Origin of the sequence: Streptomyces sp. NPDC059582 (assembly GCF_042735715.1) — a bacterium.
In the GTDB taxonomy this organism is placed as follows: domain Bacteria; phylum Actinomycetota; class Actinomycetes; order Streptomycetales; family Streptomycetaceae; genus Streptomyces.
In genome coordinates, this window is record NZ_JBHWCC010000007.1 from 105706 (window position 1) to 129848 (window position 24143).

Genomic DNA, 24143 nt, shown 5'->3' on the forward strand with positions numbered 1-24143 from the left:
AAGGGCTCTCTCTGGCTCTCTGGCGCTCTTCGGCGCTCTCAGAGGTGGTCGGGTGCGTCGATGCCGAGCAGGGACAGGCCACCGGCCAGCACCGTCCCGGCGGCTTCGGCAAGAGCGAGCCGGGCAGGGTGGGCGGCCGAGGGTTTCTCCTCCCCACGGGGGAGGACCGCGGGCAGGAAGAGAAGGACCGCGTCGGCGAGACCGAGGAGATGTCGGGCCAGACGGGAGGGGGCGTGGATCTGCGGGACGGGAAGCGGGTTTCCCCGGGGGGCGGCGAGGTGAGGGGTGGGCGGCGCGTTTCCCCGGGGGGCGGCGAGGTGGGGGGTGGGCGACGGCTTTCCCTGGGAGGCGGAGACCAGGGCCACGTCGGCGAGGAAGCGGGGGTGGTCGGCGAGGAGGGCGAGGAGGGTGAGGTGCTGCTCCTGGGCGAGGAGGGTGAGGTGCTCCTCCTCGGTGTCGCCGACGGGGCCCGGCTCGGGGGTGAAGCCGAGATCGGCGGCGTTGCGCAGGACGGCCCGGGTTCGGGCGTGCGCGTAGCGGACGCGGAAGAGGGGGTTGCTCTCGCGCTGGACCAGGTGATCGGCGGCGATGCGGGGCCGGTCGTGCGGGGCGGGGTGCAGCAGGGCCCAGCGGGCGGCGTCGGGGCCGAGCGGGGCGGGGTCCTCGGGGGCGGGCACGGGCCGCAGATTGACGGGCTCCCCGTGCTCGACCTCGACGCGCCCGCCCTGGGATCCGATGATCCGCACGAGCGCGTCGGCGACGACCTCGGCCCTGACCTCGTACGGGATGCGAAGGGCGACGACCTGCCCGGCGAGGGCGTCGGAATGCCCGTAACCGAGCCCGTCCCGCAGGATCCGCCGCACCAGCGCGACGGAGGCCGCGCCCTGGTCGAGGCTGATGTTGAGGAACCCGGGCCCGGTGATGTCGACGCCGGTGACACCGGCGGAACGGACGAGATACGGCCGGAGCACCTCGGCGACGCGACGCGGGGGCTGCCCCGCCGGGCGCGCCAGCTGGAGGGCGATGTTGGTGGCGTAGTCCCCGCAGCCACCGGGACCGGGCGGGGTCACGACCGCCCGGTCCGGCACGGTCACACTCAGCGCACCCTCGTCGACAGCACTACGCACCGCGCGCAGCACGGTGCGGGAGAGCTCGACGGGGGTCACGGGACAAGCGTAGGGGAGGAGGGGGGTGGGTATGCGAACCGGTTCGGCGAAGGTCCGGAATGTGGACAGGGAGGGGGAATGGCGGGGGATGGGAGTGGGGGCAGTGCCGGTGGAGGGGCTGGGGACGGGACTGGGGGCAGCGCCGGTGGAGGGGCTGGGGACGGGACTGTGGGCAGTGCCGGTGGAGGGGCTTGGGCAGGAGACGCAGGGCACTGACGGGGCAGGTCACCGCGACGCCCGCGTCCGCACTCACCGCGACGCCCGCGCGACGGAAGGACCCCCTCAGGCTGCCGAGACTCCGACGACGGCCCGTGCTCGTGCTCCAGTGCCGTGGCAGGCAACGTTGGCCCGACGGGGCGAACGTTGCCTGCTGCGGCACTCGCTGCCGGCGCGGCCGGCTCACCACGCAAGGCAATGACGGGGCAGGTCACGGCGGTCTACGGCGGAAGGACCCCCTCAGCCTGCCCCGACTCCGACAACGGCCCGCGCTCTAGTGCCGTGGCAGGCAACGTTGGCCCGTGCAGGAGCGGCGTCCGGCGCGTGCTCTCGGCGTGCCGGCCGGAAGTCCTCGTACTGGTCGTACGTGTGGGCTTTCGGCCGGTGCGGCGAGAGGGCGTGCCGGGCGTCGCGACGGGGCGAACGTCGCCTGCTGCGGCACTAGCTGCCGGCGCGGCCGGCCCGCTCGGCCGCCTCGCCGGCACCGAGCACACCGCTGAGGGAGCCCCCGTCACTCCCCTCGGCGACCGCGCTCCCCCCGCTCTCGATCAACTCCCTCACGAGCCGCACGAGTTCGGCGGGCTCGAAGGGCTTGGCGAGGAAGGCGTCGACCCCGACATCGAGCCCGGCCTCGACCTCGTACTGCGTACACGCGCTGACAATGGCGAGAGGCAGATCGCGCGTCCGGGGATCGGCCCGCAACCGGGCGGCGGTCCGCAGACCGTCCAACCGGGGCATGACGACATCGAGGGTCACGAGGTCGGGCTGCACCTGATGCACGACTTCCAGACACTCGGCACCATCAGCCGCGGTCACGACCTCGAGACCCTCCAGCTCGAGATTGACCCTGATCAGCTGCCGGATGACCTTGTTGTCGTCCACAACAAGCACCCGTCCCGAAGCGCCTGGCACAACTCGAGAGTAGGTCCGGACCGGCCACCGCGTCCGGGTTTTCCCCACTTCCACCTCGTGCGGGGGACGCCCGTCCCTCGCCACCTCGCGACGCCCGACAAAACCCGTTCATGACCACCCAGGACGAGCTGGTAGTGTTCTACCCGTCGCCGCGAGCAACGAGCTCGTGACGGACACGCCCCCGTAGCTCAGGGGATAGAGCAACGGCCTCCGGAGCCGTGTGCGCAGGTTCGAATCCTGCCGGGGGCACTTCGCATGAAGTGCCCAAAGACCCCGTCACCAGCGGAAACGCTGGGTGCGGGGTCTTCGTGTTTGTGCAGGCGTATGCGGCCCTGAGCGGCCCTATGACGGCCTCTGTGGACTATTTGTGGACAGGATCTTGGGGCGTATGCCCAGCTCAGCACCGCAAATCACCAAGGCCCGTGGACCAACGACCAGTCCGACGCCTGCCTGGCCCGAGGACCAGGAAAGCCATCAGGTGACCAGGTCGGCCCCGGCACCCAAGCGCGAAGGCTCAACCTCTGTTGCGTGCGGGGTGAGAGCGATAACCCCAGTACCAACAGCGCGCATATCCGCTGTCAGCTTCAGCGGACTGACCCCCAGGGCCGCAGCGATCTCAGGCGCCAGGTCGAACGCGGCCCACTTCCACTCGTCCTCATCCTCGTCTGATTCCGTCGCCTCGTCCCATACCGCCGGCAATCCGAGCTGCTCTCGGTGAGCCCTTTCGACCGGCAGAGGCTCTCCCAGCGTCATGTAGGCATCCTCACCTTCACCGGTCTCGCAGTAGCGCCGCAGCACGACACCGTCCTCAGCAACGAGCCACGCCGAACCATCGCCTTGGGTCCCGTAGTAGTACGCCTGCGCATGGCCGTAGCGGGAGCTGAGATCTCGGCACAGGCGCAACACGTCGTCGCTGCGCTCGACATCGCACGGGTCGCACCACGGACCGATGACCAAGGTCCACCCGTCGAGTTCCGGGCTCACGTACACCCGGGCCATCCCGTCGGGATTGCCCTCCGCCTCTCCGTGCCCGTCGTCGTCGATGATCTCCTCGGCTTCGGCGAACGTCACGGGACGAGGCTGGACAAGCCCCATCAGTTCCATGACCCCTGCTTGATCACCTGTCGGTACAGCGATCCAGTAGAGCCAGCAAGTGGCCAGGACTCTTGGCAGATCATCCGCGGAATAGCGCACGAGCACACAGTGCCACGGGAGTGCTGGGGACAGCGAAGAGGCCCCTGGGAATGCCAAGGGCCTCATGGCATGTACGACCGGGCTCACTCGTACTCGCGCAACAACTCCTCGATCTTCCGATTGGCGATCTCCTGACGCCCGTCGATGCACTTGGCATACCGGCTCAGCAGGACCTCAACGCTGTTTCCCGCGCGCTCGGCCACCTCGGTCGGGTCCACCCCGGAGTTGAGCCAGGTCGACAGGGCCGAGTGCCGGAGGTCGTACGGCCGCGCAGCGAGCGGTGAGGCGACCGCGGCCGGCGGAAGGGCCAGCGCCCGAGCCTCCTGCCACACGCGGTAGTACGTCGACGAGCCGACCACTCCCCCGCGCTCGTTCGTGAACAGCCGCCCGTCCTCGGCAATGCCGAAGGTGTCGAGATGCTGCTTGAGCATGACGATGAGCTGAGGCGGAATCGGAACGAGCCGGACCTCCTCCGCAGGACGGTTCTTCAGGCCCCGGTCGTCATGGGTCTCGCCTGAGTCCGTCCACTGCTTTCCGGCGCTGGGCCGGGTCCGGTTCAGAAGCGCCGTGCCCCAGCCGCGTTCGGGCAGCTTCAGATCCGCCTCAGTGAGCGCCACAGCTTCAGCCGGCCGCAAGGCTCCGTAGTACATGCAGGCGAACAGGCCGACGAGCCGACGACCACGAGCGCGGCCGTACCCGCCGATGTACGACACGGCAGTCAGCAGAGCACGTGCCTGCTCGGGGTTGGCGACCACGCGCGGGTCGACCTCACCGGCGACTTGCGGCTTCTTCCAGCGAATCCGGACCAACGGGTTCTCTTTGAACTCGCCGAGGTCCACCGCGTAGTGCAGGGCATTGACCAGCGTTCGACGCTTACGACGGACGGTCTCCGCGGCTGCGGCGGTCCCGTCGAGCTTCAGCCTCAGAGAGTCCAAGACCGCCCTTGCAAGGGCGGCATCACCAAGGTCGGCCAAGGGCCGCGAGGCTTTCGATACCCAGCTCAGGGTGCTCGCGACGTCGTCGGGCAACTCGCGCTCATCAGGTCCGGGAAGGACGAACGCCCAGTTGCGGAGCGTCTTCCTGATCAGCTCTTCCGGTGGCCGCCCCGGCCGGTCGTCCAGGAGGGCCATGGTCACCGCCGTCAGCGACTCGTTGATCCCGCTGCGCGTGTTGGGTGCCGCGTGGGGCCATTTCATGGCGAGGTACCGCACAGCGAAGGCGTACCAGCTCATCGAGGCCGCCTTTTCGACCATCGAGTCAGGCAGGCCAGTGACTGTGTCGAACCCTTCGCCGCCGTGGGCGGCCTGCATCAGTTTGGACCGGTAGTGGTCCGCCAGCCCCTTGGTCCGGAACTGCTCGGAGAACACATTGCCGGCGACGATCCACCGGACGTCATAAGACGACTTCTTCGTGTTCCGCTTGCGAACACCCCACACCTTCACGTCGAGAGATTTCACGCCGCTGCCTCCAGCTGCCGCAGCCAGGTGGTGAAGTCGCTCCGCCAAACGCGCAGCTCGCCGTTGGGCAGCTTGAAGGCAGCCGGGCCGAGGCCCAGCTCGCGCCACCGGTAGAAGGTGCGCCGCGAGACGCCGCCCAGTTCGTCGAGCATCTGGTGCACGGTCATCAGCTCGTCGCGTCGACGGTCCATGTCGGTTCTCCTTCCGTTCCGGGGGCGGGTTCGAGGGACGCTGCGAGCCAGGCTTCGGCGGCTGAGAGGCCCGTTCCGGCGAAGGCCCAGTGCGCGAGGACGTACGTCGTCTCGGGCTCACGCCCGGGCAGCGCGGCGGCCGCTTGAGCACGACGCCATTCGGCGCGGGCGGTACGGAGGGCGCCGAGGGTGGTGGAGTAGCGGCGGGACTTGGTGGAGAAGTGGCCGCGGAAGCCGAGCATGTGGGCCCAGGCGCGTAAGCGGAGGTGTTCCAGGTCCTTGCGGGCGCCGAGGGTCCAGGCGGTTCGGACGAGACGGCGGGCGTGGTCGCTGATGTCGAGCTGGGCGAGTTCGGCGGCGAACTTCAGCGGGCGGTCGAGAGCTCCCGTGGCCGTCTCGGCGCCCTTGGTGGCGTACTTGGCGATGTACGCCGCTACGGCCCGCTCGGTCAGCTCCTGGCCGCCGTCGAAATCGGCGGATCGGATGGTGCGGACGTCGAGTTGGCGGCCGAAGGCAAAGACGTGGGCCCGGCCGTCGAGGGTCGGGCCGTCGACCCGGACCTTGGCCGCGGCCGCGCCAATGGCGTCCGTGAGCATCTCGGCCGTGGCCCAGGCCGGGGGCGGGGTGTCTCCGCCGCCGGGGCCGTCGAGGCGTATGACGGCGTGGAAGTGGACGGCACCGCGCTTCTGGTACTCGGCGACCTTGGCGAAGGACACGCGGGCGTGGTCGCGGAGGCGACGTTGGGAGAGACCGGCGCGCTTGGCGACCTCCCGGCGGAGGTAGGTCGAGAACCGTCGCCAGAGGGGTCCGGCGTGGGCGTTCCAGAGGACGGCCGCCTCGTAGTCGTAGGTGTCTGGGTCGAGCGGGGTCCCGAGTACTTCGTCCTCCGGGGTGTGGTGAGTGCCGCAGCGGCAGGGACGGCCGTCGGTGCGGCGGTTGTGGACCGGGCCGAACCCGGGGGCTGTGAAGGTGGCGAAGACGCGCGGATGGGCGGCGACGTGTTCGGGGGTGCCCTTGCCGCCGCGCAGTCCGGCGGTGATCAGTTGGAAGGTGTCGCGGCGGTACACCTCGGCGCAGGCCGGGCAGCGGGTGACACGACGGTTGTTGCAGCGGACGAGGAGTTGGCCGACCGGGAGACCGGCCGAGTCGAGGTGCTGGAGGATCCGGCCGATCTCACCGGTCGCGGTGTCGACGTCGTACTCGGTGCGGTGACCGTCCAGGCGGATGGGGTGCGTGCAGCCGCCGAGGCCGGAGAGCTGGCGGAGGATACCGGGCAGGGTGCCGTGTGAGGCGAGCTTGGCGAGTTCCGGAAGTGGCGGCGGAGTGGTGCGGGTGAAGATGGCGTCTCCTTCTGGCTGGCTCGGTCGGAAGTGACAGGCCCCGGGGCGGCCCGATGCATGGCGGTGCCGTGGCCGCCCCGGAGGCGGGCGCAGTTCAGCGGCGGTGCTGGTCGCGGAGCAGGGAGCGCAGGACCACGGCGGCGATGGCGACGGAGATCGCCGTGACGGCGACGGCGGCCAAGAGCGCGGTGAGGACGACTCCGCCGACGAGCACGGCCGCGACCGTCTTCTGATCGATGGAGACCGACGGGAGCGAGCGACGGACGGGAGTCGGGGCGGTCGGTGTGTGGATGTGCGCGGGCGGCGGTGTCGGGTTGTCCGGGTACTTGGGCAGGAACACGGCAGGCCTCTCCTTATCTACTCGTCTAGGCATGTGAGCCGTTTATGACGCTCACGCCGGAGCGCGTGCCGGACTCGATGGCGGGGGCGAAGAAGGTGTGCGAGAGCCAGAAGCCGAAGAGCGCGATCAGGACGACGACCCAGGTGCGGACGCCGAGGTACTTGACCGCTCCCCAGACGAAGAAGCCGAGGACCAGGACGAGCGGCAGGCTGACGGTCACGGTGTGACGGTTCCTTTCAGCGGACGGGGCAGCGATGGGTGCGGGCGGCCAGCTCGGCGGCGGCCCGGCTGTCGTAGTCGACCGAGAAGTTGCAGCGCGGGGCGGTGCAGGCGGCGGTGTGCTTCTCCCGGCCGCGGTGGTCGTAGGCGGTGCCGACCTGCACGGGGCCGATGCGGGTGACGTTGCGGAAACGGCGGTTCGCGGACATCAGGCTTCCTTTCAGAGGCGGGCGGCGATGGCTTCGGCCATGGGTTCCGGAACGCCGAGGCGAGCCCGGAGGGTCGGGGTGTCGATCGGGACGCCGGTACGGGCGTGGTGTTCGGCGGCGACCTTGCGGGCGTGGTCGACGAGGGCTGTCGGGACAGGGACGGGAGGCCGTTCCGCCGGTGCCTCGATGGCGGGTGGGGCCGGTGCTTCCGGGACGGGTTCGGGCTCGTCCTCCTGGTCGTCGATGACCTCGGTATCTGCCGGGGTCGTCTCGGGAGCCGAGTGGGCGAGGAGGGTTCCGCCGAGGAAGGCGACGGCGGGCCAGCCCGCAACGAGGATGCGCAGCCAGGCCGGGACGTCGGCCAGGTCGAGCAGGCCGGCGGTGGCGACGTTCGCGCCGAGGGACGCGGCGAGGGCAATGACGAACCAGCACCAGGCCGCCGCCTTGCCGCTACCGGAGCGCAGTCGACGCCAGGCCGCGACAAGCAGCAGGTCAACGGACACCGGGTAGGCCCAGGCTTTCCAGCCGTCCTGTCCGGCCGCCACGGCGACGTCATGGATGTGGGCGAAGGACAGCGCGGCGGCAATGAGCGCCTGTACGAGCACCGCGTCGACCCGGGCCAGTCGGGCGCGCACGATGGCGACTCCTTTCGGATTCAGGGCGTGGAGGGGTAGGGACACGGCGCGAGGCGGTCACGCCGGCCGGTGAAGAGGTGCGCGAGCAGCTAGGCGGCGTCGGCCGACAGCTCGACGGGCCGTACGGGCACGTCGGGGCGGAAGGGCTTCAGCGCGCGTACGTCGGGCGCCAGCTCGGCCGTCTCCCGGCAGATGTCGGCGGCGTCGGCGAGGGAGAGGTAGGGCGTGCGGATGCGGGACCAGCCGCCGGACGTGTCCCCCGCGACGGCAAGGCCGGGCAGCTCAGGTGCGATGGCGCAGGCGGCGAGAACGGCTTCCGGGGCGATGTCGCCCAAGGCCATCTTGGCCGAGGCTTCGTCATTGACTCGGTGGCAGACGCGGCCGGTCAACTGGGCCCGGAGCATGGTGGCGCCCTTGCCGAGTTCAGCGCCGAAGCGCTGCCCGCAGACCTCCAGGTAGATGCCGGCCGCGCGGCCGAGCTGGGCGAGGCGGATGAGCTGGGTGACCATCTCGTCGCGACGGTCTTCGTCCTTGCGGGTTGCGGTGAGGAAGAGTTCGGCCACCTCGTCGACGAACAGGACGACGGGCACGGGCCGTTCGTTCTCGGGCAGTCCCCAGATGTCCGAGGTGATCTCCTCGTCGGGGGTGCCGGGTGCGATGCCCTGCCGGGCCTTGATCAGGTCGTATCGGTCCTCCATCTCCTTCACCAGTACGGGCAGCAGTTCCGCGGCTTCGGCCGGGTCGGTGGCGAGGGCGGACAGGCGCGGGGCGAACGGTGCCAGCTCGACGCCGCGCTTGCAGTCGATGCCGACGAGGGCGACGTCCTGCCGGGCAAGCCCGGAGACGAGGTGCCGCAGGTACATGGACTTGCCCGAGAGCGTGGCACCCAGGGTGAGTTGATGAGGCACGGCCCGGTAGTCGCGCACGAAGGGCATGGCGTCCTCCCGCAGCGCGACCGGGACCTTGAGCAGCCCGGCATCGCTCTTACGCGGCATCCGCACCTTGCGCAGAACGTCGAAGCCGACGAGCCGCAGTTCGACGACACCGGGCTTGACGGTGGTCACGTAGACGGCGTGGACACCCCAAGCGTGCCGCAGCCGTTCCGCCGAGGCGGCGACGTCGGCGGGTTCCTGCCCCGGAGCGAGACGGAGGCGGAGCCGTAAGCCGGTGGTCGTGGGTCGGATGATGCCCCGGCGGGGCGGTACGGGCCGCACCTCCCGCCGCGTGGTGGCTTTGACGGTGAGGACCCGCAGCCGAGACGGGGCCACGGTCAGACCACAGGCCTCCATGACCGAGGCGTACGAGCCGAGCAGGCGGACGGTGGATATCGGCCCGCCGACGGCCGACCAGTACAGGGCCGGATGCCGAGCCCTGGTGTAGGCGGCCCCACCGCCGAGCGCGGCAGCAGGACCCCCCACCTCCAGAAACGTCACGAGATCGGTCATCAGGCCGTGGCCCCCAGAGCGGCCGGGAAGGCGGCCGGGGTGACGGCGGCGGCCCGGTAGGCGATGCCGTGACGCTGCTGCCCGTTGAACACCGACTCCCACGGCCGGGCGATGAGCCCCGGCAGCGAGACGGGCGAGCCGAGGGCCAGCCCTTCGGACACACCGCCCTCCGGGACGGTGACCTTGATGAGCGAGGACTCTCCGTCCTCGATGTACACGACGCCGATGGTCATCAACGCCTCACCGCTCACGGCGTCCTTGGCTATCTCGCCGGTCTGCCGGTCACGGACCTTCGGTTCCGGAGCCTCCGTCAGCAGGATCGTCGCGGCGGAGGTCTCAACGCGGATGGTGCGCAAGGCACACTCCCCTATCTACTCGTCTATACAAGATGCGATCTACGGAACCGATTCCTCGGCCCCACGACTCCACCCTGCCACACAACTTGCCAACTCGTCTATACGAGTAGGCCTGTTGGGATGTACGAGTTCGGAGAAGCGACTCCACGCACCGGCAGGCCCGCCCCGCAGTCATCCGAACGAACCGTCCTCCCGCATGGCGAACAGCTCGCATCCGTCGTGCTCGAAACGGACTTGCCCGTCGAACTCCGAGCCGTTGCGTGTGCAGACCCCCCAGTCCCGCCCCAGCTCCCCGCTCAGCGCGACCCAGTACCGACAACCGCCGCACTGCTCGTCGTACCACTCGTCCTGATAGCCGGGCTGGCGCGTCGACCTGTTCTGCTCCTGCGACCAGCGCTCATGGCATGCGTCGTTGTGTGCATGGTCGTCACCCGTCCACGGGCCGCCGGACACAACCCGATCCCCGCTCACGTGGCCGGAAGCTGGTACGACAGCACGTAGGCGTCCGCCGCCATGACCGTGTCGCAGACCTCGACAGGCCGCTTCTCGGTGTCGAAGGCGGTCCGGATCAGGTGGATCACGGGCACGCCGGCCGCCAGGTGCAGCGTCTTCACCTCGGCGGGCGAGGGCATCCGGGCGCGGATCTCCTCCTCGAAGTGGTCGAGGCGATGGCCCAACTCTTCGAGACGGGCGTAGATGCCGCCGGGGCCGGGGTTGGGTTCGGCAATCTGCGTACCGCGGGCGATGTCGAGGGGCAGGTAGGAGGTGGCGAACTCGACCGGCCGCCCGTCGAGGAGGTACCGGCGCCGCCGGGCGAGCACCCGCCGCACGGACCCCAGTCGGGTGGAGACGTCTTGGCTGGCTTTCTCTTCCTTCACCTCAAGACTGTCGACCTGGGGGTGGCTGCCTGCGGCGTCCGCTTCCACGATGAACGCGGACTTCCCCTGCTCGCGGTGGCGCCGGGCGAACCGATCGGAGGCGAGCCGTCGCACCGGCGGGCGCGGCCGGACGAAGACGCCCTTGCCGTGCTCGGCGTGCACCAGGCCCTCACCGGTGAGGACGGAGAAGGAGTTCCGGACGGTCATCCGGGACACCCCGTAGTGGTCCACCAACTCGGCTTCCGAAGGCAGCTTCTCGCCCTCCCGGAACCGCCCGCGGTCGATGGCTTCGCGTAGCTGATCGGCGATCTGCCGGAAGACCGCACGATCGCTCGTGGGGTCGAGATCGCCGAGGAGGCCCGAAGGAAGAGAAGGGCTCACGTGTGCACTCCTTTAGGTATCTAGACGAGTGGGCGAGTGTTGTTGCTACGGTGGAGAGCCTAACCATCCGAGAGGGCCGAGGAACGTGAGCACAGAACGCCCGCACTCCGTCAGCGTGGCCGGGGTCGTCGTCGACGACCAGGGCCGGGCCCTCCTGATCCAGCGCCGGGACAACGGCAAGTGGGAGCCCCCGGGCGGAGTCCTCGAACGCGAGGAGACCATCCCCGAAGCCCTGCAACGCGAGGTCGTCGAAGAGACCGGCATCAAGATCGCACTTCCCGCGACCCTCACCGGCGTCTACAAGAACATGACGGGCCTGATCGTCTCCCTGGTCTTCCGCTGCGAGGCCGCCGACGGCACGCCCACCACCGGCGACGAGACCCGCGCACTGCGCTGGGCCACTCGTGAAGAAGTCTCCGAACTCGCCGACGAGGCGTACGCGATCCGCGTCCTGGACGCGCTCGACGCTGCATCCCCGCCGGCGATCCGCGCCCACGACGGCGTGAAACTCGTCTAGTCCGAACCCGCTGCACATGGCGGCCTACCAGCATGAAGGAACTTGTATGCACGAGTATACGAGTACGGTGCGAGTCTGGGGCCTGTCTTGCCCAGGTTTCCCGGAAGAGGTCAGCCGGGCCCGCCGCTGGACCCGCGACATCCTGCACGACTCCCCATTAGCCGACGATGCCGAACTGATCGTGAGCGAACTGAGCGCGAACGCGATCCTCCACACGGCCAGCGGCCGGGAGTCGGGCAGCTTCCATCTGGCCCTGGCGGTGTCAGCGCAGGTGGTCGCCTTGTCAGTCACGGACAACGGAGACGCCAGCACAGCTCCGAAAGCCGAGCACCAGGACCAGGAGACCGAGCGCGGCCGAGGCTTGGGCATGGTCAGCGCGATCGCCCACCGCGTCATCGTCCGCGAGCACGACGGCAGCCACACGGTCACCGCCGAGCTGTTCGCAGGCCAACCCGCGGGAGGTCACCCGTGCTGACTGACAAGGTGCGGCGAGGCTACTGGTGCGAGTGCTGGACCCGGCGCCTGGACGACGAGCAACCGCCGACACTCGTCGGTTCCTACGACGCGTACACCGAGGTCGAGGCGAACAGTTGGATCTCCACGATCCTGCGGACCATCTCGCCGGCCCTCGACACGGACACCTCGCAGGAAGCATGGGGATGGCTCCACGACCACCGGGTCAACACCCGCCGAGCCTTGATCCGCCGCGTGCCGTGGGCAGTCTCAGTCACCCACGCCCGCACGCTCATCACCTGGACGGTGAGCCCGGTGACCTACCTCCCTCTCGCACACCGTAGCGGCGTCGAACTTCCCTCATGCACAACAGACTTCAAACCTCGCGACAGCAGCCCACCTGCGCCGACCGTCTGAATGGTCGCTAAGGTGCCCCGCATGACAGAGCCAGGGCAAGCCAGGCGAAAACCCAGTCACCTGAGCGAGCTGACCGACGTGTACGGCTTCTTGGACCAAGTACGCCTGCGTCCGGGCATGTGGGTGCGCGGGGGATCGCTTCTGCATCTGGAGTCCGTACTGTTCGGATACCAAGCCGCCCTGAGTGTCCACGGCATCGACGAAAACTCCGACTTCTCTACCGGGAGCCAGGGACCGTTCGCTGACTGGTTGTGGGCCAGACTGGACATGGAATCCCCCAGCGCGCTGGGCTGGGCAGTGGAGATCGAGCGCGCGGCGGAACAGGCCGACAAGCCTGCCCTGGAGATGTTCTTCGACTTGCTGGACGAGTTTCGCGCTTCCAACAACGGCGCCCAACTCCCGTCGTAGCCACGCCATCAAGCATCACCCGGGACCGGACAGTCTCACGCGACCGACTGAGTTACAACTTTCTCTACTAGTTCAAGCCCCGGCTGCGCTCCGCTCCGCCGGGCGCGCTTCCCGGCTCCGCTGCGGGCGCCGCTCCTGCCTTCGGCCCGCTCCGCCCGCGCTGCGCCGACGCGCGCCCACATGCGGATAGGCCGGTGACCATGAGTCGAGCACCGCGGAGCGCGGCCCAGGGGCAAGACGATGCCTCCGGCGGGGGATCGGCCGGCACCGGGATGGACGGGGCGCCATTCCCGGCTGCGGGTCCGTAGGGGTGTGCGTGGGGAGCTCCCATCCCGACCACCGTCGACCCAGGCAAAGCCGAGCAGACGCGGCCCCTGGCGTCCAGGTCGTTCGTACAGTAGCGCGCTCCACCTGGACGCCAGGAACCACGCCCGCTCCACGATGTGTGGGTCGACGGCGGACGGGATGGGAGCTGGGGAAAGTGGAGGGTTGAGCCAAACGCCATCACGGCGCCGCTCAGGGAGTGAACAACCCAGAGATGTGCCGATAGGCCCGGGAAGGCTCGTATGCCCACAGCAACAAGTCGCAGGTTCCACGGCCGACCCCGGCGAACCGGATCGGCCCACTCTCGCCGCAGCACGGTGACGAGCTTGGCAAACTGCCGCGGGCTCAGCCCGGTGAACGGGGCAATCCAGCACGGCTCCGGTGCCGTGATCACACCAGCCACAACAAGATCATCTAAGTAGTAACCAGCAGTTACGTGACACCGTCTCGGCCGCCTGACCCTCGTCGAATTCGAGATCGCCATGACCACACCGGACCTCCAGGCCGCGTAACCGAGCCTGTCACCCAGAACTGCAGGTCACCCCATCATGATCGGAACTGCAGCCGCCGTGACTGTGTCGCCGGTACCCTAGGTGCGCACTTCGAGGCAACGTGATCGCGCCGTGGCGCGGAGGAGACTAGCTGCAACATGGCACCGACCACCAAAGAAGGCCAGCGGGCAGAGCTGCACAAGACGATCTGGCGTATCGCGAACGACCTGCGCGGCAGCGTCGACGGCTGGGACTTCAAGAGCTACGTGCTTGGCATGCTCTTCTACCGCTTCATCTCCGAGAACCTGACGGCATACATCAACCGCGGCGAACATGAAGCTGGAGATGAGTCGTTCGACTACAGAGCGCTTCCCGACGCGCAGGCCGAGTCCGCTCGTGACGAGGTGGTGGCAGAGAAGGGCTTCTACATCCTACCGTCGGAGTTGTTCGCCAACGTCCGCAAGCGTGCCGCGCGGGACGAGAACCTCAACGAGACGCTCGCTCGGATCTTCAAGAACATTGAGGGCTCGGCGCTGGGAACCGACAGCGAGGACGATCTGAAGGGACTGTTTGACGATCTTGACGTTAACAGCAACAAGCTCGGAGGGACGGTCGCCAAGCGCAATCAAAAGCTCGTAAAGCTGCTCGACGCCATCGGCGATCTGCCGCTGGGGCGGTTCGAGGACAACTCGATCGACCTGTTCGGCGATGCCTACGAATACCTGATGCAGATGTACGCGGCCAACGCGGGCAAGTCCGGTGGCGAGTATTACACGCCGCAGGAGGTCTCTGAACTGCTGGCCCGCATCACAGTCGTCGGCAAGAAGCAGGTTAACAAGGTCTACGACCCCGCGGTCGGGTCAGGCTCGCTGCTGCTGAAGTTCGACAAGGTGCTCGGCAAGAACAATGTCCGCCAGGGTTTCTACGGTCAGGAGATCAACCTGACTACGTACAACCTAGCCCGGATCAACATGTTCCTCCACGACGTGAACTACTCAAACTTCAACCTCGCGCACGGCGACACTCTCATCGACCCGGCGCATTGGGACGATGAACCATTCGAGGCGATCGTCTCCAACCCACCGTACTCCATTAAGTGGGAAGGCGACGCGAACCCGCTACTGATCAACGATGAGCGGTTTGCGCCGGCGGGCGTGTTGGCGCCTAAGTCGAAGGCCGACCTGGCCTTCACGATGCACATGCTCAGCTGGCTCGCCGTCGACGGCACGGCCGCAATCGTCGAATTCCCGGGGGTGCTATACCGCGGGGGTGCAGAAAAGAAGATCCGCAAGTACCTGATCGACAACAACTACGTCGACGCGGTCATCCAGTTGCCTGCCGACCTGTTCTTCGGCACCACGATCGCCACATGCATCCTCGTACTGAAGAAGTCGAAAAAAAACAGCGACGTGCTCTTTATCGACGCCTCGGCCGAGTTCAAGCGCGCCGGCAACAAGAACAAGCTGTTTGAAGAGCACCAGGCTAGGATCCTCAAGGCGTTCACCACACGCGAGCCGGAAAAGCACTTTACCGCGCTCGTCAGTAACGAGGACATCTCGGCGAACGACTACAACATCGCTGTGTCCTCTTACGTGGAGTCGGAGGACACGCGCGAGGAAGTCGACATCGTCGAGTTGAACGCCGAGATCGCCCGCATAGTGGCGCGGCAGGCGGAACTGCGCACGTCGATCGACGCCATCGTTTCCGAGCTGGAAGCAGGGGGAAATGCGCTTGTCTAAACTCCTCTCCGACGCTCCCACTGTGGCAACCATGCAAGTGGATGGTTTTCTCGACGGGCGCGCATTGAAGTGGGGAAAGCACAAGAGAATCAAAGTAGGGAAGGTCCTTCGCAATTTCCATTGCCGCGCCTGTGAAGCTCAGCGAACCTTCATGTCTGGAGATGAGCTATCGTGTTTGGGCCTCGGCGACAATCAAATCAGTATCGACGCCACACTGCAATGTGTCGAGTGTCGGTCATCCGTGGAAATATGGTTCCTCATCGGCAGCAATAGTGATATTTCTGGTGTCGCTCCGGAAGTGCGCATCGAGCGCTACACAGAGAACCTCCGCGACCGCGCTGACCGAGTTGACGGCCATCGCGGACCGTTCTCGGATCTGGTCAAGCGAGCGCAGCTCGCCTATGAGAACCAGCTCGGTGCCGGATCGATCGTCTATCTGCGTAAGATCTTCGAGCTCGTCACGTTCGAAGTAGCCGATATCGCCAAGATTGACACGAAGAATCACAACGGACGCAACATCCCCTTCTCCGTGGTACTGGAAAAGGTGAATACAGTTCGCAACATCATTCCGCGACGTTTCTCAAGTGACGGCTATCAGCTGTTTCGCGAGCTCAGCGAAATCATTCATGGCGAGTCAAGCGAAGAAGAGGCGCTCCAGAAATACAAGCCCTGCCTCCAATTGGTCCTAGGCGTTGTTGACGAAGTGAGCCGTGACAACGAATACGCGCGAGCGATCGAAGAGCTGGGCTGGAACATCGAGAACATTGGTGAGATCACAAGAGGAGGTGCCGCGTGAGCCGTATCGACGAAATGCTTCAGGAGCTGTGCCCGGACGGGGTCCCCACGATGGCTCTCGGAGAGTTGCTCGACTACGAACAGCCAGGAAAGTACCTGGTCTCCTCGACCGACTATCACAATGACCACAAGACGCCGGTACTGACGGCAGGCCAGACTTTCATCCTTGGCTACACAAACGAAGTGGACGGCATCTATTCGGCTTCGGCTGGGCATCCCGTGCTGATCTTTGACGACTTCACGACGGCGTTCCGATGGGTTGACTTCCCGTTTAAAGCGAAGTCTTCAGCCATGAAAATGCTGACCATTAAACCTAATGTTCCTGCACTCTTTCGCTACGTCCACTTCGCGATGCAGTGCATTGGGTATGAGCCTCAAGATCACGCCCGACACTGGATTGGGAAATACTCACATTTCCGTATCCCCGTCCCGCCTCTCGAGGTTCAGCGGGAGATCGTTAGAGTACTGGATCAGTTCATTCAGCTGGAGGTGGAGCTGAGGGCGGAGTTGGCGGCAGAGCTGGAGGCGCGCCATCGCCAGTATGCTTGCTACAGAGACAAGATGGTGAGCGAGGCTGTGGGGGCGGAGCATCTCCGCCTAGGTGACGTTGGAACCTTTACTCGTGGACGTCGTTTTACCAAGAACGACGTGGTCGACGATGGAATTCCAAGTATCCACTACGGTGAGATTTATACCGAATATGGCACCTCAACCGACGAGGCCGTTAGGCACGTTCGCGTGGAACTTCGCGATCAACTCCGATATGCGGAACCCGGTAGCGTGGTATTCGCTGGTGTTGGCGAGACGGTTGAAGACGTGGGTAAAGCTGTTGCGTGGCTAGGAAACGAACCAGTGGCGACGCACGACGACACATTTGTGTTCACCTCTCCGCTAAACCCTAAGTATGTCGCTTATGCAGTGCAGACAAAGAACTTTCAGCGCCAGAAGGAACGCTATGTGTCGCGAGCCAAGGTGAAGAGGCTCTCATCAACCGGGCTCGCCGATATAAAGATTCCAGTTCCGAATCTGGCCGTGCAGGCGAGGATCGTCGAGGCGCTCGACAATTTCGAGGCTCTCGTCAATGACATTAAATCCGAGCTGCCTGCGGAGATCACGCTTCGCCGCAAACAGTACGAGCACTACCGTGATCACCTCTTGACGTTCAAGGAGGCGGCATGAGGGAAGCGCAGGCGCGCAAGTACGACCCGATCGCCGTCTCGGCTGAAAGTACCGTCGTTGCTGAGTACGTCCCCGATGCCTCTGGAGCCGCGGCATACCAATCAGAGACGGCACTTGAGCGGGAGATGATCCGTCTGCTGGAGTCGCAGGCATATGAGTACCTCCCGATCACATCGGAGGTGCAACTTGTCGCTAACCTGCGGATCCAGCTTGAGGCGTTGAACCACGTGTCGTTCTCGGATTCCGAGTGGGAGTCGTTCTTCTCTACCAGGATTGCCGGACAGAACGAGGGCATCGTCGAGAAGACGGTGCGGGTCCAGGAAGACCACGTTCAGATTCTGAAGCGTGACGATGGTTCGACGAAGAACATCACTCTCATCGACAAGAAGAACGTCCACAACAATCGTCTGCAGGTCATTAACCAGTACGAGGTTGACCGGGGCGAGGGCGGTGCGAGCTTCGCGAACCGGTACGACGTGACGGTGCTAGTCAACGGTCTACCGATGGTGCATGTCGAGCTCAAGCGCCGCGGGGTGGACATCCGTGAGGCGTTCAACCAGATCAACCGGTACCAGCGCGATAGCTTCTGGGCAGGCTCTGGGTTGTTCGAGTATGTGCAGTTGTTCGTGATCAGCAACGGCACGCTGACGAAGTACTACTCCAACAGCACCCGCTCGAAGCACTTGAAGGACAACCAGAAGGCTGCCAGCGCGGGCAAGGGCAAGAAGTCAGGCAACTCGTTCGAGTTCACGTCATGGTGGGCGGACGCGCAGAACAAGCCAATCGCCGAGCTGACCGCGTTCGTCAAGACGTTCTTCGCCAAGCACTCGCTGTTGAACGTGCTGACGAAGTACTGCGTGCTGACAGCCGACCGTGACCTGCTAGTGATGCGGCCGTACCAGATCGTGGCGACGGAGCGGATCTTGCGGAAGATCGAGTGCTCGACGAACCGCAAGACGCTTGGCACCGTCGAGGCGGGCGGGTACGTCTGGCACACGACCGGGTCGGGCAAGACGCTGACGTCGTTCAAGGCTGCGCAGCTGGCATCGAAGCTACCCGATGTCGCGAAAGTGTTGTTCGTCGTCGACCGCAAGGACCTCGACTACCAGACGATGCGCGAGTACGACCGCTTCGAGAAAGGCGCCGCCAACTCAAACGCGTCCACGGCGATCTTGAAGAAGCAGCTGGAGGATCCGAATGCAAGCATCATCATCACGACGATCCAGAAGCTGTCGACGTTCATCAAAGCGAACCGGGGACACGAAGTGTTCTCGGGCCACTCCGTGATCATCTTCGACGAGTGTCACCGGTCGCAGTTTGGCGACATGCACACCGACATCACGCGAGCCTTCAAGCGGTACAACCTGTTCGGCTTTACCGGCACCCCGATCTTCCCGGTCAACTCCTCGAGCGGCGGGAACCCGCTGCTGAAAACCACTGAGCAGGCTTTCGGCGACAAGCTGCACACATACACGATCATAGACGCGATCACGGACAGGAATGTCCTGCCGTTCCGAATCGACTACATCAACACGATCAAGGTCGGCAACCCGGACGATAAGCAGGTCTCGGCGATCGATCGCGAGCGCGCCCTGCTGGATGTGCGCCGACTCCGCGAGATCACGACGTATATCCTGGAGCACTTCGATCAGAAGACGAAGCGGCAGACGAGCTATGAGCACGCGGTTGTCGCCAATGTTGCGGAATCGACCCGGCCGAGGCGTCAGGTAGAGGCGCTTCGTGAGAAGAAGCGAGTCCGCGGCTTCAACGCCTTGCTCGCCACCGCCTCAATCGAGGCAGCACAGCGCTATTACTCGCAGTTCAAGCATCAGCAGGAGGCGCTCACCCCGGATAAGCGACTGAAGGTGGGCATCATCTTCTCCTACGGCGCGAACGAGGCCACCGATGACGGGATTCTTGACGACGAGGCGTTTGACACCGACGGCCTGAGCGGATATGCGCGCACGTTCCTGGAAGATGCGATCCGGGACTACAACGCGATGTTCGGCACCAGCTACGACACCAGCGCCGACAAGTTCCAGAACTATTACAGGGACCTGTCACAGCGAATGAAGAACCGCGAGATCGACTTGGTCATCGTGGTGAACATGTTCCTCACCGGCTTCGACGCGACCACGCTCAACACGCTGTTCGTCGACAAGAATCTGAAGATGCATGGTTTGATCCAGGCATACTCTCGCACCAATCGGATCCTCAACTCCGTCAAACGCCACGGGAATATCGTCGTCTTCCGTAACCTTGAAGAGGAAACGAACGCGGCGCTCGAGCTGTTCGGGAACAAGGACGCCAAGGGCATCGTCATCGTGCCGTCCTACAGCGAGTACTACAGCGAGTACGTGGAGAAGGTTACCGAGCTCCTACAGACCTTCCCGCTTGGCATCCCTATCCTCGGGGAGCAGACCCAGAAGGACTTCATCAACCTTTTCGGTGCCGTACTGCGGCTGCACAACATCCTGACCGAGTTTGACGACTTCGCCGGCCAGGACCTGTTGACAGATCGCCAGCACCAGGACTACCGCAGTGTCTACCTCAACTTGTACGCCGAGTTCCGTGCGGAGACCGCAACGGAGAAAGAACGCATCAACGAGGATGTCGTCTTCGAGATCGAACTGGTCAAGCAGGTCGAGATCAACGTCGACTACATCTTGATGCTCGTTGAGAAGATGCGGGCCGAGCGTGGGGACGGTGAGGACAAGGAAATTCGTGCCCAGATCTCGCGTGCGGTCGACGCTAGCCCGAGCTTGCGGAGCAAGCGCGACCTTGTTGAAGACTTCGTGAACTCGCTGTCTGTGCACGGCGCTGTCGATGAACAGTGGCAGGCGTACGTGGAGGCGAAGCAGGATGCTGAACTCGCGGCGATCATCGAGGAGCAAAAGCTCAAGCCCGAGCAGACCCGGGCGTTCATCACGGCCGCGTTCCGTGACGGGCAGATCCGTACGACTGGTACGGAGATTACAAAGATCCTGCCCCCCGTCTCTCGTTTCAGTCGCCAAGGCGGCCACAGCGACAAGAAGAAGCGTGTGATCGAAACATTGACACAGTTCTTCGAGCGGTTCTTCGGACTGGGCGCTGGAGGAAACAACTACCAGTAACGGCTCTTTCGTCATTGTCGAGCAGGGGCAGGAGAGCCGCGACAAGTTCATGTCCTCTGGCCAGAACGTCGCGATCATGGGTCAAACCGTTGGCTTCTACCTCTTCAGGCGCTGTGAAGAGAACCGTCGCCAGCCGACCGATAGACCCAACACATGACCGCTGACAGCTGATCTTGTCGTCAAACTCGTCCGCAGCCAGAGATCGTGGACTATCTTTGGACGAGTTCCGACCCACCGCGTTATGGGGGGGCGCTGACCTGTGCATACGCCAGGGACCGAAGCGCCCTCCGGAGCTTGTTGCAGCTAAGACAGTGACGACCGTCCTTAGCGCCACGAGGACAGCGGCTGATCAATCGTCTGGTGCAGTTGGCGGCCTTGGTCGGGTCGATGAGGGCCGGGGGCCAGGGAGAGTTTCACCCGTTCGAGGTTCGGCAACTCGACGGCAAGGCGGGGCGAGCTGCCCCTCGTGGCGCCGACTGCCTTGTGGGCATGAGCCGTATCCATATGCCCACAAGGCGGTGCGGTCGAGCTGAAGCTGGCATCACGGCTCGTTCGGGAACGTATGCGGCCAAGGGCATTGATCAAGGAATCCGGCGAGCTCTACACTCTTCCCCGCTGATGGCATCGCCCACTGCACGGCTCACTCCCAGGGAGCGTTTCTCCTTGCCTTTCCCTCCCGGTGACATGGTCGCCGCATTCGGCATACACCAGCACTTCCAGGCTCTGGAGCAGATGCTGCTCGAACGCCACCCCGAGTTGGCCGGCCGGGTCTACTTCAACTCCGCCGGGCCCCAGATGTACCTGCGGGTCAAACTGTCCGGAGACCAAGGGACCGGGCTGGCCCTGGTCAGGCTCGGCCACACGTTTGTCTGGCTGGTCGTCGATCCGGTGCTGGGCAGCGAGCCCTCCGTGTGGCCGCTGAACACCACCCCCAACGAGGTGCTCGTCGACGCCGTGCACGCCCACGCGTCAGCCCACCTCGCCAGCGTCCCTGTCGCGTCACCGTGGCGCTGGCACGAGAGCGAACCGTCAGACATGACCGAGCTCGCCGATCTCCTGGTCGAACGAGGCGTGCACGTACGGCGCGTAGCGGCAGGCAACACGTACTTCACCTACGGACCGCGCCACGAGCTCAAACTCCACATCGCGGACAGGCGCGAAGGGGCCTACGTCGAGGCCGAGTTCCCCGGCGCCTTCGTTCGGGTCTCTATCAAGCCCAGCGTCGGCTGGCTGGCCGACATGCATTGCCCGGAGTGGGGTGCCTGGCGGCGTGTCGATCTGAGCTACTGCCTGTGGGGCAGGGAACTCCCAACACCCGGCGTGCCGCGTGCCGACGTCACCGTGAGCCAAGTCGCCGACCTGATTGGCGACGGGCCGAAGGCATGGGTCAAGAGCAGCGCTCCCTGGAAGCCGCCCAAGACCTCGTGCGCATCCGCCGAGCCGCAGTCGGACGTGCAGGAATCCATCTTTCGCATGGACGCAACCGAACCCGACTCGGCACTGCGGTTGCCAGGCCCCGGGGAGCTCGCGGAGGTCGTTCTAGAGCAACTCACGGCCTTCGGCTTCGGAGACGTCCGCGAGGGCGGATCCGACAGCCCCATCCACTCCGACGCATACCACATCGAGTGGAGTGACCGGACCAAGACTCTGTCGACCTCCGAGATCCAGCGGCTGAACGGCTTGGCTGCGGCGGCCGGCGATGACGTACCAAAGCGGCTGATCCTGATCAGCAGCGGCGGGATCAGCCGGCCAGCAGCAGCCTTTGCGGACAAAGCCAGGGCGTTCACCTACCACCTCGACCCTGCGACGGGCAGACTCTTCCCCATGAACTCACGGGCCGCCGAACTGCTGCCGCCCGGAACGGAGCCGGATAGGTATTACCAGGAGCCCTGGTAGCCGAGTCGGCGAAGCCGTCGTCGGCACCGCTCGCGGTCAAGACTGACTTGGTGCATGTCTGACTCATGAGGCTCCCCAGCCCGCTAAATTCGGAGGCGGATCTATTCAAGTCTTGTGCGGCATGGAGCGGTGGGGCGAGGGGGGCCTGTGACACGTGCGTGGACTGTACGCGGTGGACGGTTCGGGCAGCGCGAGGAGACCGCGCTCAACGAGGACCTGGTGATCGCTGGCTGGGAAGAGACCACAGCCGATTTCTCCGCCTACCAGACGGCTGAACAGTTTCGCGAGACGCTTCGCGGCTTCTATCCGACTGAAGGCGTTCACACCATTAACAACTGGGCCCACCAGCTCTGGCGGTTCTGCAAGATCATAGAAACCGGGGACTTGGTCGTGATGCCCAGGAAGTATCAGAGCGTAGTCTCGATCGGTCGCATCCTCGGCGCCTATGAGTACCGCAGCGACTCCCCGCCCGGCTACCGTCACGTGCGCCCTGTGAAGTGGCTCAATGTCGATGTTGCTCGCGCAGCTGTCGCCGGGGATCTCCGTGACAGCATGGGGTCGCTGTTGACCATCAGCGAACTAAGCCGCCGTAACGCCGTAGAACGTGTCGAAGCACTGGCCGCAACTGGCAGCGACCCAGGCTATGCCGGATACATCCAGCCGCCTGCCGATCCTGCCACTCTCAAACAGGAAGTCGACGAGGCCGGCACCCGTCAACTGACGGCACGTGACCTCATAGGACTGTGGGGCTGGTCCCGGCGGACTGCCGACGCAATCGAAGACGTCGAGCACGCCCTTCGCACCCTGGGGTTGTCCGTAGAGCCGCATTTCACCGCAGGGCACTTGAACAGTCTCGTGACCGTCTCCGCCCTCGACACCGCTGAACCCATTCAAGGGGTGGCCGGTCCCGAAGCGCACGAGGAAAGCGGCGCGCCGGCTGTTTCAGCCCAGGACGACTCGCCAACCAAAGACTTCACCTGGCGGATCGGCAATCTGCCCCTGGCCACAGACGTGGTGTCCGTAACCCTGGAAGAGTCCCTTGGACGTGCGGTCATGCACATGGTGGAGAACGATTTCTCCCAGCTGCCGGTCGTCGATCAGCACCGCCGCCTAGTGGGTGTGGTGACGTGGGAGAGCATCGCTCGCGCCAAGCTCGGTCGTACACAGGACACCATCGCCGACGCACGAGCCTTGCAGTACCCTCCAACCGCACGGGAAGAAGAGGAGCTCTTCGCTCGGATCCGTGACATCCAGCGCCACGGTTTCGTCATCGTGGTCGATGCAGAGAACGTTGTGACTGGCATTCTCACAGCAGTCGATCTCGCGGGCGAGCTCCAAGCTCGTATCCAACCCTTCACCGTACTGGAGGAGGTGGAACGGCGCCTGCGCCGCGCAGTCAGCTGTCTATCTGTCGACGAATTGCGTTCATGTTTTAAGGACAAATCCAAGGCACAAAAGATCCACTCCGCTAAGGACTTGACTCTCGGTAATTATCGTTTCCTGGTGAATGACGAGCAGCGTTGGACTAAGCTCGCCTGGCCCTATGACCGCGCTGATATCGTTGAGCGCCTCGAAGCTGTCGCCTGGTACCGAAACCAACTGGCCCACTGGGATGTCGACGCCCCGGAGCAAGACTCGAAACAGCTCGAACAGGCAAAGCAGCTGCTCAAGCTCCTCAAGCTAGTGGACCGCGACCCTACAGAGTAAGCCGCGGACTATGTGTGGGCAGCGACGCTAACAGAAAGCTTTTGACGCTCTGACCAGCAGAGGCGCGTGAATCACAAGGGGCCTCCGGAAGTTTTGGCCAAGGCTGCGGATCTTCTCCATCGAGAAAAGTTGCAGGTCCCCGGGGCAGAGGTCGCATGGCTGCGC

At 65.1% G+C, this 24143-nt stretch carries 24 protein-coding genes, 1 tRNA gene and 1 pseudogene; 11 read left to right on the top strand and 15 right to left on the bottom strand.

Going from position 1 to position 24143, the window contains the following annotated elements; all coding sequences use genetic code 11:
• Positions 1–38: 38 nt before the first annotated feature.
• Positions 39–1166: an ArgS-related anticodon-binding protein NrtL gene (gene nrtL / locus ACFV0T_RS09105; RefSeq protein ID WP_385776118.1), complete on the bottom strand. Its 1128-nt coding sequence runs from the start codon at positions 1164–1166 to the stop codon at positions 39–41.
• A gap of 657 nt (positions 1167–1823) precedes the next feature.
• Complete coding sequence (locus ACFV0T_RS09110) at positions 1824–2342, bottom strand: response regulator (protein ID WP_385776320.1); 519 nt, start codon at positions 2340–2342, stop codon at positions 1824–1826.
• 129 nt (positions 2343–2471) lie between these two features.
• Here ACFV0T_RS09110 and ACFV0T_RS09115 point away from each other — a divergent pair.
• Positions 2472–2543, top strand: a tRNA-Arg gene (locus ACFV0T_RS09115).
• 225 nt (positions 2544–2768) lie between these two features.
• Here the strand turns inward: ACFV0T_RS09115 and ACFV0T_RS09120 are convergent.
• From ACFV0T_RS09120 to ACFV0T_RS09175, 12 genes are all read right to left on the bottom strand, one after another.
• The gene (locus ACFV0T_RS09120) at positions 2769–3365 is read right to left on the bottom strand and encodes a hypothetical protein (RefSeq protein ID WP_385776120.1); all 597 of its coding nucleotides are present in this window, start codon (positions 3363–3365) and stop codon (positions 2769–2771) included.
• Between the two features lie 206 nt (positions 3366–3571).
• Positions 3572–4945, bottom strand: a complete 1374-nt coding sequence (locus tag ACFV0T_RS09125) for a tyrosine-type recombinase/integrase (RefSeq protein WP_385776122.1) — start codon at positions 4943–4945, stop codon at positions 3572–3574.
• Complete coding sequence (locus ACFV0T_RS09130; protein WP_385776124.1) at positions 4942–5136, bottom strand: helix-turn-helix transcriptional regulator; 195 nt, start codon at positions 5134–5136, stop codon at positions 4942–4944. The genes ACFV0T_RS09125 and ACFV0T_RS09130 overlap by 4 nt, the downstream gene beginning before the upstream one ends.
• Positions 5112–6413 (bottom strand): replication initiator, encoded by a 1302-nt coding sequence (locus ACFV0T_RS09135; RefSeq protein ID WP_385776322.1) that lies wholly within the window; start codon positions 6411–6413, stop codon positions 5112–5114. The genes ACFV0T_RS09130 and ACFV0T_RS09135 overlap by 25 nt, the downstream gene beginning before the upstream one ends.
• A gap of 157 nt (positions 6414–6570) precedes the next feature.
• On the bottom strand, positions 6571–6816 hold the full coding sequence (locus ACFV0T_RS09140) for a SpdD protein (RefSeq protein ID WP_385776126.1): 246 nt from the start codon (positions 6814–6816) through the stop codon (positions 6571–6573).
• A 25-nt stretch (positions 6817–6841) separates the two neighbouring features.
• A complete protein-coding gene (locus ACFV0T_RS09145; RefSeq protein ID WP_385521867.1) occupies positions 6842–7036 on the bottom strand; it encodes a hypothetical protein in 195 nt (64 codons plus the stop codon).
• Between the two features lie 16 nt (positions 7037–7052).
• Positions 7053–7244 carry a mobile element transfer protein gene (locus ACFV0T_RS09150; protein WP_385776128.1) on the bottom strand — a complete coding sequence of 64 codons (192 nt, stop codon included), beginning with the start codon at positions 7242–7244 and terminating at the stop codon, positions 7053–7055.
• Between the two features lie 11 nt (positions 7245–7255).
• The gene (locus ACFV0T_RS09155; protein WP_385776130.1) at positions 7256–7879 is read right to left on the bottom strand and encodes a DUF2637 domain-containing protein; all 624 of its coding nucleotides are present in this window, start codon (positions 7877–7879) and stop codon (positions 7256–7258) included.
• 89 nt (positions 7880–7968) lie between these two features.
• A complete protein-coding gene (locus ACFV0T_RS09160) occupies positions 7969–9324 on the bottom strand; it encodes an FtsK/SpoIIIE domain-containing protein (protein ID WP_385776132.1) in 1356 nt (451 codons plus the stop codon).
• A complete protein-coding gene (locus tag ACFV0T_RS09165; RefSeq protein WP_385521877.1) occupies positions 9324–9680 on the bottom strand; it encodes a hypothetical protein in 357 nt (118 codons plus the stop codon). The genes ACFV0T_RS09160 and ACFV0T_RS09165 overlap by 1 nt, the downstream gene beginning before the upstream one ends.
• Before the next feature lie 171 nt (positions 9681–9851).
• Positions 9852–10133: a DUF3027 domain-containing protein gene (locus ACFV0T_RS09170; RefSeq protein ID WP_385776135.1), complete on the bottom strand. Its 282-nt coding sequence runs from the start codon at positions 10131–10133 to the stop codon at positions 9852–9854.
• A 14-nt stretch (positions 10134–10147) separates the two neighbouring features.
• On the bottom strand, positions 10148–10939 hold the full coding sequence (locus ACFV0T_RS09175) for a GntR family transcriptional regulator (RefSeq protein WP_385776137.1): 792 nt from the start codon (positions 10937–10939) through the stop codon (positions 10148–10150).
• A gap of 85 nt (positions 10940–11024) precedes the next feature.
• Here ACFV0T_RS09175 and ACFV0T_RS09180 point away from each other — a divergent pair, with 85 nt between their 5' ends.
• Genes ACFV0T_RS09180 through ACFV0T_RS09195 form a run of 4 tightly spaced genes read left to right on the top strand, consistent with a single transcriptional unit; the run spans position 11025 to position 12734 of the window.
• Positions 11025–11456, top strand: a complete 432-nt coding sequence (locus ACFV0T_RS09180; protein ID WP_385776139.1) for an NUDIX hydrolase — start codon at positions 11025–11027, stop codon at positions 11454–11456.
• 46 nt (positions 11457–11502) lie between these two features.
• On the top strand, positions 11503–11931 hold the full coding sequence (locus tag ACFV0T_RS09185; protein WP_385776324.1) for an ATP-binding protein: 429 nt from the start codon (positions 11503–11505) through the stop codon (positions 11929–11931).
• The gene (locus ACFV0T_RS09190) at positions 11925–12326 is read left to right on the top strand and encodes a hypothetical protein (RefSeq protein ID WP_385776142.1); all 402 of its coding nucleotides are present in this window, start codon (positions 11925–11927) and stop codon (positions 12324–12326) included. The genes ACFV0T_RS09185 and ACFV0T_RS09190 overlap by 7 nt, the downstream gene beginning before the upstream one ends.
• A 21-nt stretch (positions 12327–12347) precedes the next feature.
• Positions 12348–12734: a hypothetical protein gene (locus ACFV0T_RS09195; RefSeq protein ID WP_385776144.1), complete on the top strand. Its 387-nt coding sequence runs from the start codon at positions 12348–12350 to the stop codon at positions 12732–12734.
• Positions 12735–13314: 580 nt separating this feature from the next.
• Here the strand turns inward: ACFV0T_RS09195 and ACFV0T_RS09200 are convergent.
• Positions 13315–13461: pseudogene (locus tag ACFV0T_RS09200) on the bottom strand (IS5/IS1182 family transposase); the annotation flags it as partial.
• Between the two features lie 246 nt (positions 13462–13707).
• On the opposite strand from ACFV0T_RS09200, the gene ACFV0T_RS09205 reads away from it, so the two are divergent.
• The 6 genes from ACFV0T_RS09205 to ACFV0T_RS09230 all read left to right on the top strand — a co-directional run bounded on the left by ACFV0T_RS09205 (position 13708) and on the right by ACFV0T_RS09230 (position 23978).
• Complete coding sequence (locus ACFV0T_RS09205; protein ID WP_385776146.1) at positions 13708–15288, top strand: type I restriction-modification system subunit M; 1581 nt, start codon at positions 13708–13710, stop codon at positions 15286–15288.
• 22 nt (positions 15289–15310) lie between these two features.
• Complete coding sequence (locus tag ACFV0T_RS09210; protein WP_385776148.1) at positions 15311–16084, top strand: hypothetical protein; 774 nt, start codon at positions 15311–15313, stop codon at positions 16082–16084.
• Complete coding sequence (locus tag ACFV0T_RS09215) at positions 16081–17262, top strand: restriction endonuclease subunit S (protein ID WP_385776150.1); 1182 nt, start codon at positions 16081–16083, stop codon at positions 17260–17262. Before ACFV0T_RS09210 ends, ACFV0T_RS09215 begins: the two co-directional genes overlap by 4 nt.
• Positions 17259–20375 carry a type I restriction endonuclease subunit R gene (locus ACFV0T_RS09220; protein ID WP_385776152.1) on the top strand — a complete coding sequence of 1039 codons (3117 nt, stop codon included), beginning with the start codon at positions 17259–17261 and terminating at the stop codon, positions 20373–20375. The genes ACFV0T_RS09215 and ACFV0T_RS09220 overlap by 4 nt, the downstream gene beginning before the upstream one ends.
• A 684-nt stretch (positions 20376–21059) precedes the next feature.
• On the top strand, positions 21060–22271 hold the full coding sequence (locus tag ACFV0T_RS09225; RefSeq protein ID WP_385776154.1) for a hypothetical protein: 1212 nt from the start codon (positions 21060–21062) through the stop codon (positions 22269–22271).
• A gap of 147 nt (positions 22272–22418) precedes the next feature.
• A complete protein-coding gene (locus ACFV0T_RS09230) occupies positions 22419–23978 on the top strand; it encodes a CBS domain-containing protein (RefSeq protein ID WP_385776156.1) in 1560 nt (519 codons plus the stop codon).
• Positions 23979–24143: the final 165 nt, after the last annotated feature.

Excerpts from the sequence above, each read along its gene's own strand:
- ACFV0T_RS09130 (WP_385776124.1), bottom strand. The coding sequence starts at position 5,136 with ATGGACCGTCGACGCGACGAGCTGATGACCGTGCACCAGATGCTCGAC.
- ACFV0T_RS09150 (WP_385776128.1), bottom strand. The coding sequence starts at position 7,244 with ATGTCCGCGAACCGCCGTTTCCGCAACGTCACCCGCATCGGCCCCGTG.
- ACFV0T_RS09160 (WP_385776132.1), bottom strand. The coding sequence starts at position 9,324 with ATGACCGATCTCGTGACGTTTCTGGAGGTGGGGGGTCCTGCTGCCGCG.
- ACFV0T_RS09185 (WP_385776324.1), top strand. The coding sequence starts at position 11,503 with ATGCACGAGTATACGAGTACGGTGCGAGTCTGGGGCCTGTCTTGCCCA.
- ACFV0T_RS09195 (WP_385776144.1), top strand. The coding sequence starts at position 12,348 with ATGACAGAGCCAGGGCAAGCCAGGCGAAAACCCAGTCACCTGAGCGAG.
- ACFV0T_RS09205 (WP_385776146.1), top strand. The coding sequence starts at position 13,708 with ATGGCACCGACCACCAAAGAAGGCCAGCGGGCAGAGCTGCACAAGACG.
- ACFV0T_RS09220 (WP_385776152.1), top strand. The coding sequence starts at position 17,259 with ATGAGGGAAGCGCAGGCGCGCAAGTACGACCCGATCGCCGTCTCGGCT.
- ACFV0T_RS09225 (WP_385776154.1), top strand. The coding sequence starts at position 21,060 with ATGGTCGCCGCATTCGGCATACACCAGCACTTCCAGGCTCTGGAGCAG.